Genomic DNA, 8677 nt, shown 5'->3' with positions numbered 1-8677 from the left:
AGTATGTAGAAAAATCATTCTATACGTACAATGAACCATCATTTGTATCCACAAAAGGAAATGGAGGCCAAGCTTTTCTGGCACAAGAGGTGCTTGTAATTGATGGGACAACAAGTGGTTGGTTAAAGATTATTTCTTATGAAGGTGAAAAATGGATTAATCCAAACGGTGGCATTGAAATGGTTTTTGAGTCTACAGCGTATAGTGTAGAGAACAGTCCTCCACATGAACGCATTACTGCATATGGTATTGATATAGGGAAAAACCCAAATATCAAGTTAATTGCTGTTGATCCTAAAGTAATTCCATTAGGAACGCAAGTAGATGTTGAGGGGTATGGTGTAGCCATTGCCGGTGATACGGGTGGTGCTATTAAAGGGAAAATAATTGATGTACTTTTCCCGACTGAAAGAGAAGCAATTAAATGGGGACGTAAAAAGGTGAAAATAAGAATTCTTAATTAATCTTTTAATACACGAACGTTGTTATTTGTGATTTGCTTAGATGATGCACATCATAAAGTCGTTCATTTCTTTCGATATATAAAAAGGAGGTTGCACGCAGGCAACCTCTTTTTTACTCATATCGTAAACATTCAATTGGATCAAGTTTTGCAGCTTTGTTAGCTGGAAGTAGACCGAATGCAATACCAATTAGCATTGAGATACCTACTGAAAGAAGTCCAAGTTCTTTTGAGATAACTAGTGGCCATCCGGCAAAGATTGAGACGATCCAAGCGAAGAAAATACCGAGCATGAATCCGATGAAACCACCGAGTCCCGTTAAAATACAAGATTCAATTAAGAATTGCATTAATACTTTACCACGTGTTGCGCCAAGTGCTTTACGAATACCGATCTCACGTGTACGTTCTGTTACAGATACAAGCATGATGTTCATTACACCTATACCACCAACAAGTAAGGAGATAGCAGCGATACCACCGAATACCATTTTCATCATACCGATTGATTCGTCTAGTTGCTTCGTAAAGTCACCCATATCTTGCGCTTCAAATTTATGCTCAAATTTAGGAGCTTTCATTTCATTTAAAACGGAAACGGCTTGTTTTTCTACACTTTTACGTTCTGCTGGAGAAACTAGTGTTAGTTTTACAGTTTCATATTCAGTTACTCCAGAAATGACAGGAGCGTTTTCAATAGATGTATAACCTTCAGCCATAGCCATTCCGAAATCATTTTTTGTTTCATACACACCGACTATTTTATACGGTTTTCCTTTTATATCGGCGTATAAATTTGATTCCCAACTATTAAACAATTTATTGAAAGCTTCTTCATTTAATATAATAGCAGGAATTGCTTGGTTTAATTCACTATCGTTTAATTCACGACCATGAACTAATTTTAGCTTTTCATCTGTCATAAAGCTACCGGTGCCACCTTTTAAGTTGAGAGAGGTAGTTTTTGATCCAGCTGAAGCGTTGATTTGCATATTCACATCTGGATAAACATCTTTAACGCCTGGTACAGTTTGAAGGCGTTTCAGCATATCAGCTGTAATTTTGGCACCATCTGTTCCAAAGTCGGGATTGTTGTAGTAAATCGTTACTTCATTATCTTTTCCTTGGCCTAATTCTTTTTTAAACTTTGCGTTTGTACCATCACCCATTGAAATGATAGTAATAATGGCGCTAATACCAATAATAATACCTAGCATCGTTAAGATAGAACGCATTTTATGAGCAAAGATAGAGGAAAGGGCCATGCGTATATTTTCACTCGTGTTCAAAATTAACCTCTCCAATCTTGGACGATATTTCCGTCACGAATTACAATTTGACGTGCTGCAGCTTCCCCGATTTCACGGTCATGGGTAATCATAATGATTGTTGAGCCTTGTTTGTTTAATTCGTAAAAGAGGTCCATAATTTGTGTACTTGTTTTCGTATCAAGTGCACCCGTCGGTTCATCGGCTAAGATGAATTTCGGGTTATTTACGATTGCACGGGCAACTGCGACACGTTGCTTTTGACCACCTGACAATTCGTTCGGTAAGTGAGTAGCACGATCAGCTAAACCTACTTTTGTTAAAGCAGCTAATGAGCGTTCGCGTCTTTCTTTTTTATCGACTCCAGCGTAAATAAGAGGTAGTTCTACATTTTGAAGTGCTGTAAGTCTCGGTAATAACATGAAGTTTTGGAATATGAACCCGATCTCTTTATTACGAACGTGTGCAAGTTCTGTCTCAGACATGTTTGAAATGTTTTGACCAGCTAGTTCGTACGTACCTGTCGTTGGTTTATCTAAGCAACCGATAATGTTCATTAATGTTGATTTACCAGAACCAGATGGTCCCATAATAGAAGTGAATTCTCCTTGGTTCAGTGTTACGTCAATTCCGTGTAATATTTGAACTGATTCTGCACCATTTTGGAAGGATTTCGTGATGCTTTTTAAGTTAATCATTCAACGACAACCTCCATACCATCTTTTAAGTCTTTTTCAGGTTTAGAGATAATTTGCTCTCCTTTTTTCACTCCAGAAACTTTTGCTTCGCTATCTGTCTCGAATTCAACAGTAACCGCTTGTTCTTTCGCTTTACCATCTTTTACAACGAAGACAACATTTTTGTCACCTTTTTTCACAATACTGCTTTTCGGAACAATCGTACCAGTTGCTTCGCCAGATTTACTCGTTACGTATACATGGAAGCCGTTTTGTAATTCTTCACTATTGTCTAATGTGACAGTGAATTGATAATTAGAAACAGTTTTATTTTCGTCCATGCTCTTTAATGGTGTAGAACCGATTTCTGTTACTTTCCCTGTCCAAGTCTTACCAGCGACCGTTTTTGATGAAACAGTTACTTCTTGCCCAACTTTCATACTAGCAAGTTCATATTCAGAAAGTTGACCTTTTACTTTAAATTGACCAGCGTGACGAAGTGTAATACCGCTCATACCTGTTTTTTCATCAGCAGTTTTCACGATATCATCAATTACACCATCAGCAGGGCTTGTTACAGAAAGTGTGTTTACTTTCTCTTTTGCTGCTTTAATCATTTCATCAGCTTTTTCTACTTCAAACTTTTTCATTTCAAGTTGTGATTCTAATTGTTGCACTTCGATTTCCGATGCTTTTAATGCTTCCTGAGGAAGGCCGGCATTTTTATCTTTTTGTAATTTTTGTTTCGCTGCATCAATTTGTTTTTGATACAATGTTACTTCTTTTTGTGCGATTTTCTTCTGCATTTCTGCTTCCGTTACACCTTGTTTAGCGGTAGGGTCATTATATTTAAACAGAAGCTGACCTTTTTTCACTTCATCACCTTTTTTAACAGCTAATTCATACGTACCTTTTGTTGGATCGAATGAAATTGTTTCAATTCCATTTGGAATAACTTCGCCGCCAAATTTTTGTGCATTTTCAATTTGTTTTTCCGTAACTTTATAACCGCTATATGCCATTGCTACTTCTGAACTACCGCCAGCTAAAGCGAAATATGATCCAGCTGCAATTCCGATTGCTACTACACTAGTAATTAACACTTTATTTTTCTTCTTCATCTATTTATCACCTTTTCGTTCGTTTTAGTATCTACATTAAGTATAGAAGAGGTGAGGAATATGACAAATCGTTTTAGCTTACAATAACCTTACAGTTTTGTAAGGTATAAATATGCAGATGTAAGGTAGGGATTGTCCTAGTTTAAGCAGATGAATTGACTCGTTGTTTCTTTCTTACAATAATATTGTATGAAGGAGAGGAGGAAGGAAGATGGAAGCTTATTTTAGTGCGTATCCATTAAAACCATTTATTCCATACTCAAGACAACATGCCATTATATTATTTATTGTGTTGGTGGGGATAATTTTTCTGTATCAATACCAAGATGTATTACGTCAAAGTGAGTGGAATATAACGGTTCGATATGCGATTGCATTTCTATTTGTAGGAAGTGAAATTGGGCTTCATATGTGGGAATGGGAAGCAGGTATTTTTGAGCTAGGCACTTCATTACCATTTGAGTTATGTACGATAAGTTTATTGTTAGCATCGATTATGATTGTAACGAAAAGTTATAGAATATATGAGATTGTGTTTTTTACAGGAATTATCGGTGCATCACAAGCTATTTTAACGCCAAACTTGCAATACGCTTTTCCACATTTTCGCTTTATAGAATTCTTCATTGCACATGTATTACTCATTTGGGCACCGCTCTTTATGACGTGGGTAGAAGGATATAGACCGACCTTGCAATCGATTAAGCGTACGATGATATTTTTAAACATAGTAATTCCAATCGTTTCATTCGTGAATTATAAAACGGGCGGTAATTATATGTTTTTAGCTCATAAGCCAGAAACTGCTTCATTACTCGATATGCTAGGGCCGTATCCTTATTATATTATTTCATTAGAAATTGCAGCGCTTATTGGATGTTTCATTTTGTATATGCCGTTTGCGAAAAGAGAAGAGCATGTGCATAAAGAATCGCTAGGATCATAACCTAGCGATTTTTTACGTTTAAAATATTTACAATTCAGAAAAATAAGAATAAAATTAGAGGGTAAATTATATATAGAGAGAAGGGAAAACGTGGTCAAAAAAGTTTTTCTGAATGGGATGGAAATGACAATTCAATTTATCATTTCAATTTTGGGTATTATTTTTTTAGGGGCACTGCCGAAATTATTTTATGGATTTGAGCTGAATGTATCAGCGTACATACAGAGTCTAAAAGAAGTATTTGCGAAATTAATGGATATTTCCAATATGCAATATGCAAGTGATAAATTTTTATTTCCACAGTTGTTTGTTCATTATAAAGAAACAATGGCTATTTTCTTGGCTGCATTTTGCATTTCATTATTGGTAGCATTTTGTATCGTTTATATGATTATGAGTAGTTCACCGCGTATACAACATCGAATTAAATCGTTTCTCATCTTTCTAGAATCCATTCCAGACATTCTTCTTATTTTAGGATCACAACTTTTAGTTATATGGTTTTTTAAACAGACAGGCTTTTTACCTTTTCAAATTGCGGCAATTGGAGGCGAGTCCATTAGAGGATTGCCGATATTTTGTTTGAGCATCCCGACTACGATTATGTTTGTGAAACTGTTAGTGCTTCGTTTTGAAAATGAACTAGAAAAAGATTATGTATTATTTGCTAAGGCAAAGGGGCTGGATCGCTTTCATATTTTAAATCGCCATATTTTACGAAATGTGTTGCTTAGTACACTTTTCTTTGCAAAAACGAATATTTGGTTCATGTTATCAAATTTATATATTATAGAATGGATTTTTAATACGAGAGGTATTTTTATGTTTTTGAAATCATATCCGGAGATTAGGATTGAAGTTTTCATCGTTAGTGTGCTGCTTATTTATATTCCGATTTTTATTTTATTTAAACTGTTTCATTATCTCGTTCCAGCTGCAATGAAGGAGAGATTATAATATGTGGACGTATATAAAACGTGATAAAAGGTTTTGGATAAGCATTGGGTTTCTTCTCATATTAGTTCTTTTGAGCATCGGAAATACGATATGGAATGATGGACAGATTAGAAAAATTACACTGCAATACGATGCGGCTGGAAAACCAGAAGTGCCACCGTTTTCACCTTCATTACAATTTTTACTCGGGACAGACCGAAAAGGATATGATCTTTTACATTTAGTCATTGAAGGCGCAAAGTGGACGATTGGTATATCTATTTTAATTGCGGCACTTAGAATGGTAATAGGTGTGTTTTTCGGTGTCGTACTCGGAACATATATAAAAAGAGGCTTTTCGAAGATTGAGGCTTTTTTTGATAGTTTCACAGTTATTCCGACAGTTATGATTGCGTATTTCTTTCTTCAATCTGTGAATAGCTTTGGAAGTGAAGAGGAAACAACAACTTTTTTTGAAAGGGCTTCGTTTCAAGTTGTATTACTTGTAATGCTTGTGATGCCAGTTATTGCACTGTATGTTGCGAAGGAAGTTCGTAAATTACAAACGGAAGAATTTATTGATGCCGCGCGCATATTAGGTGGATCAAGAAGACACATTGTTATAAAGCATCTTTTTCCGCACCTATATATGACGTTTATACTTGTATTTCTTCAGCAGTTTACGCAGACTCTTACTATTTTACTGCACTTAGGGTTACTGGAAGTATTCTTTGGCGGAACTGTTAAGTTTTTAGGACCGGTAGAAGAAATAGACTCTTACACACATGAATGGTCAGGTTTAATTGGAGTTTATTTTAGATCATTAACAGTGCATCCGTGGATTCCTCTCGTTCCAATTACATTTTTTGGACTTACTATCTTTTCAGGAAATATGATTGTGAAAAGCATAGAAGAAGCGATGATGAAAGTAAGGTTAGGCGGTGAGATAAAGAAGACAGATGTAGAAAAGGAACAACCTGCTGTGCAGTCAAAAGAAGAGCTATTTACGTTTAAACATACGATGTGAAAATAAAAAAGAAGCAAGCATAATCAATGCTTGCTTCTTTCTATTTTGCAGAAACTTCGCCTTCAGCTTCTGTTTGCGGAATAAAGTATCCGATTATACCACCGATTATTGCCGGAACGATCCAGCCGATTCCTAAGTTATAAAAAGGAATAGTGTGTACGATATTAGCGATAAAGTTTGGAATCATTCCCACATTATCAAGTGCATGAATACAGCTAATAAGGAATGCCGCGATCATAGATCCAATATAGACAGAAGGTTTACGTTTCGTATATTTATCAATAAATGATACGAAAATTAAAATGATTGTAATTGGATATAAAATAATTAATACAGGTAAAGTAATTTTGATTAATAAACTTAAGCCTAAGTTTGAAATGACGAAGCTAAATATACAAACGTATAGTACAAGCTTTTTATATGAAACATTTGTTAGCACTGTTGTGAAATAGTTGGCGAATGCACTTACGACACCGATTGCAGTCGTTAAACAAGCGAAAATAATTGCGATACTTAATAAAACATTACCGCTTGTCCCAAAGAATTGATACATAATAGTAGCTAATAGCTGACCACCGTTTTCGAATTGTCCTAAGTTTCCGTTTGAAGCACCGATATAACCGAGTAAGAAATAAACAATTGTTAAGAATAGGGCAGCAATGCTTCCGCAAATAATTGTATATTTCGCAATCGATTTCTTATCTTGTATACCGTTTTGACGAATTGCATTTACAACAATCGTTGATAATACGAGTGCTCCAATTGCATCTAAAGTTAAAAATCCTTCAAGAAATCCTTTGAAAAACGGGATGTCTTTGTAGTCACCGATAGGCTCAGCGAATGATCCTGGTGAAAGAATTACTTTTGTTGCCATAATTGCAATAATTACAAGTAAAATTGGCGTTAATATTTTACCGATATGATCTACTAATTTGGATGGATTTAATGATAGGAAGTAAACGACTGTAAAGAAAATAGCGCTAAAAACTAACATAGAATACCATTGATCTGGGAAAAGTGGTGCGATTCCAATTTCGTAAGATACAGTTCCAGTTCGTGGAATAACAAATAGTGGGCCGATTGAAAGATAAATAATGATAGCGAATACTGCTGCGAATTTTGGATGAACACGGCTTGCTAAAGTATTAAAACTACCACCGGCAAGGGCAACAGCGACGATAGCAAGTAAAGATAAACCGACATCTGTAATAATAAATCCTGTAATGGAAATCCACATGTTTTCTCCGGAAGAAAGGCCGAGAAGGGGCGGGAAAATCATATTACCAGCACCGAAGAAAACTGCGAATAGCAATAAACTAATCGAAAGTATTTGCGCTGGTTTTAAAGTTGTACGCATATAAAGAAAATCCTCCTAATGAGTATTTTTGTCGAAAATTCAAATAATTTGTCGAGTGACTGTTATTATTTTAAAGGTCTGATGACTAGAAAGCAAGAGGGAATTTTAAAAATATTTTAAAATAATGCGTAAAATTGAATAAATATACTATTTATATGTTAATGAAGGAAGGATTTGACTTTTAACGTAAAAAAACACATATCGCTAGGATATGTGTATTAAAAATAAATTTGTCTATCACGTTCTTCTTTTAAAATTTCTACAGCCTCTCGGAAACGTTGTGAATGGACAATTTCTCGTTCGCGTAAAAAGCGTAAGCTATCATTTATATCGGGATCGTCTGATAAATCAATTAGCCATTGATAAGTCGCTCGTGCTTTTTCTTCAGCTGCAATATCCTCGTATAAATCTGCGATAGGGTCTCCTTTTGCTTGAATGTAAGTAGCAGTAAAAGGAACACCACCTGCATTATGATAAAACAAAGCGCTGTCATGATTCGCATAATGCGCGTCTAATCCGGCAGCTTTCATTTGTTCAGGTGTTGCATCTTTTGTTAATTTATAAATCATTGTAGCAATCATTTCTAAATGGGCGAACTCTTCTGTACCAATATCAGTTAGTAAGCCAACGACTTTGTCAGGAATAGTATAACGCTGATTTAAGTAGCGAAGAGCAGCAGCTAGTTCGCCGTCCGCACCACCGTACTGTTCAACTAGTAATCTTGCGAGTGCTGGATTACAAGTACTCACTTTAACAGGATATTGTAATTTTTTTTCATAAATCCACATAGTTTCTCTCCTTTATCTCGCTATTTGCGGGCAGTAAGACTCCCACCTCAAAATTCGGCTGGAGCAAAGAAGTTGGGTGGAAGCCCTGCTGCCC

Annotated in this window: 9 protein-coding genes; 4 read left to right on the top strand and 5 right to left on the bottom strand. The window is 35.7% G+C overall.

Features of this window, described 5'->3' with window-relative positions; genetic code table 11:
- On the top strand, positions 1–464 hold a 464-nt coding region (locus V7038_RS11180), incomplete at its 5' end, for a 3D domain-containing protein (RefSeq protein ID WP_335470217.1).
- Between the two features lie 112 nt (positions 465–576).
- Here the strand turns inward: V7038_RS11180 and V7038_RS11175 are convergent.
- The 3 genes from V7038_RS11175 to V7038_RS11165 are packed head-to-tail and all read right to left on the bottom strand — an operon-like array spanning position 577 to position 3529.
- Positions 577–1728, bottom strand: a complete 1152-nt coding sequence (locus tag V7038_RS11175; protein ID WP_420042308.1) for an ABC transporter permease — start codon at positions 1726–1728, stop codon at positions 577–579.
- Positions 1729–1754: 26 nt separating this feature from the next.
- Positions 1755–2429, bottom strand: coding sequence for an ABC transporter ATP-binding protein (locus tag V7038_RS11170; protein ID WP_002159177.1), 675 nt, complete (start codon positions 2427–2429; stop codon positions 1755–1757).
- Positions 2426–3529: an efflux RND transporter periplasmic adaptor subunit gene (locus V7038_RS11165; RefSeq protein ID WP_335470215.1), complete on the bottom strand. Its 1104-nt coding sequence runs from the start codon at positions 3527–3529 to the stop codon at positions 2426–2428. The genes V7038_RS11170 and V7038_RS11165 overlap by 4 nt, the downstream gene beginning before the upstream one ends.
- A gap of 211 nt (positions 3530–3740) precedes the next feature.
- On the opposite strand from V7038_RS11165, the gene V7038_RS11160 reads away from it, so the two are divergent.
- The 3 genes from V7038_RS11160 to V7038_RS11150 all read left to right on the top strand — a co-directional run bounded on the left by V7038_RS11160 (position 3741) and on the right by V7038_RS11150 (position 6438).
- Complete coding sequence (locus tag V7038_RS11160; RefSeq protein ID WP_199661383.1) at positions 3741–4475, top strand: YwaF family protein; 735 nt, start codon at positions 3741–3743, stop codon at positions 4473–4475.
- 90 nt (positions 4476–4565) lie between these two features.
- Positions 4566–5432 carry an ABC transporter permease subunit gene (locus V7038_RS11155; RefSeq protein WP_002201668.1) on the top strand — a complete coding sequence of 289 codons (867 nt, stop codon included), beginning with the start codon at positions 4566–4568 and terminating at the stop codon, positions 5430–5432.
- A gap of 1 nt (position 5433) precedes the next feature.
- Positions 5434–6438 (top strand): ABC transporter permease, encoded by a 1005-nt coding sequence (locus V7038_RS11150; RefSeq protein ID WP_335470211.1) that lies wholly within the window; start codon positions 5434–5436, stop codon positions 6436–6438.
- Between the two features lie 40 nt (positions 6439–6478).
- On the opposite strand, the gene brnQ2 is transcribed toward V7038_RS11150, so the two are convergent.
- Both brnQ2 and cotJC read right to left on the bottom strand, forming a co-directional pair.
- Positions 6479–7795: a branched-chain amino acid transport system II carrier protein BrnQ2 gene (gene brnQ2, locus V7038_RS11145; protein ID WP_335470209.1), complete on the bottom strand. Its 1317-nt coding sequence runs from the start codon at positions 7793–7795 to the stop codon at positions 6479–6481.
- A 218-nt stretch (positions 7796–8013) separates the two neighbouring features.
- Positions 8014–8583, bottom strand: a complete 570-nt coding sequence (gene cotJC, locus V7038_RS11140) for a spore coat protein CotJC (RefSeq protein WP_002140479.1) — start codon at positions 8581–8583, stop codon at positions 8014–8016.
- Between the last annotated feature and the right edge of the window lie 94 nt (positions 8584–8677).

Source organism: Bacillus sp. JJ783 (assembly GCF_036963225.1).
GTDB lineage: Bacteria > Bacillota > Bacilli > Bacillales > Bacillaceae_G > Bacillus_A > Bacillus_A cereus_U.
Note: the sequence above shows the minus strand (reverse complement) of the source record. Positions and strands in the feature narration are given on the sequence as shown.

Coding starts and splice junctions, on each gene's coding strand:
- brnQ2 (WP_335470209.1), bottom strand. CDS start 7,795: ATGCGTACAACTTTAAAACCAGCGCAAATACTTTCGATTAGTTTATTG.
- V7038_RS11150 (WP_335470211.1), top strand. CDS start 5,434: ATGTGGACGTATATAAAACGTGATAAAAGGTTTTGGATAAGCATTGGG.
- V7038_RS11175 (WP_420042308.1), bottom strand. CDS start 1,728: ATGGCCCTTTCCTCTATCTTTGCTCATAAAATGCGTTCTATCTTAACG.
- cotJC (WP_002140479.1), bottom strand. CDS start 8,583: ATGTGGATTTATGAAAAAAAATTACAATATCCTGTTAAAGTGAGTACT.
- V7038_RS11160 (WP_199661383.1), top strand. CDS start 3,741: ATGGAAGCTTATTTTAGTGCGTATCCATTAAAACCATTTATTCCATAC.
- V7038_RS11165 (WP_335470215.1), bottom strand. CDS start 3,529: ATGAAGAAGAAAAATAAAGTGTTAATTACTAGTGTAGTAGCAATCGGA.
- V7038_RS11170 (WP_002159177.1), bottom strand. CDS start 2,429: ATGATTAACTTAAAAAGCATCACGAAATCCTTCCAAAATGGTGCAGAA.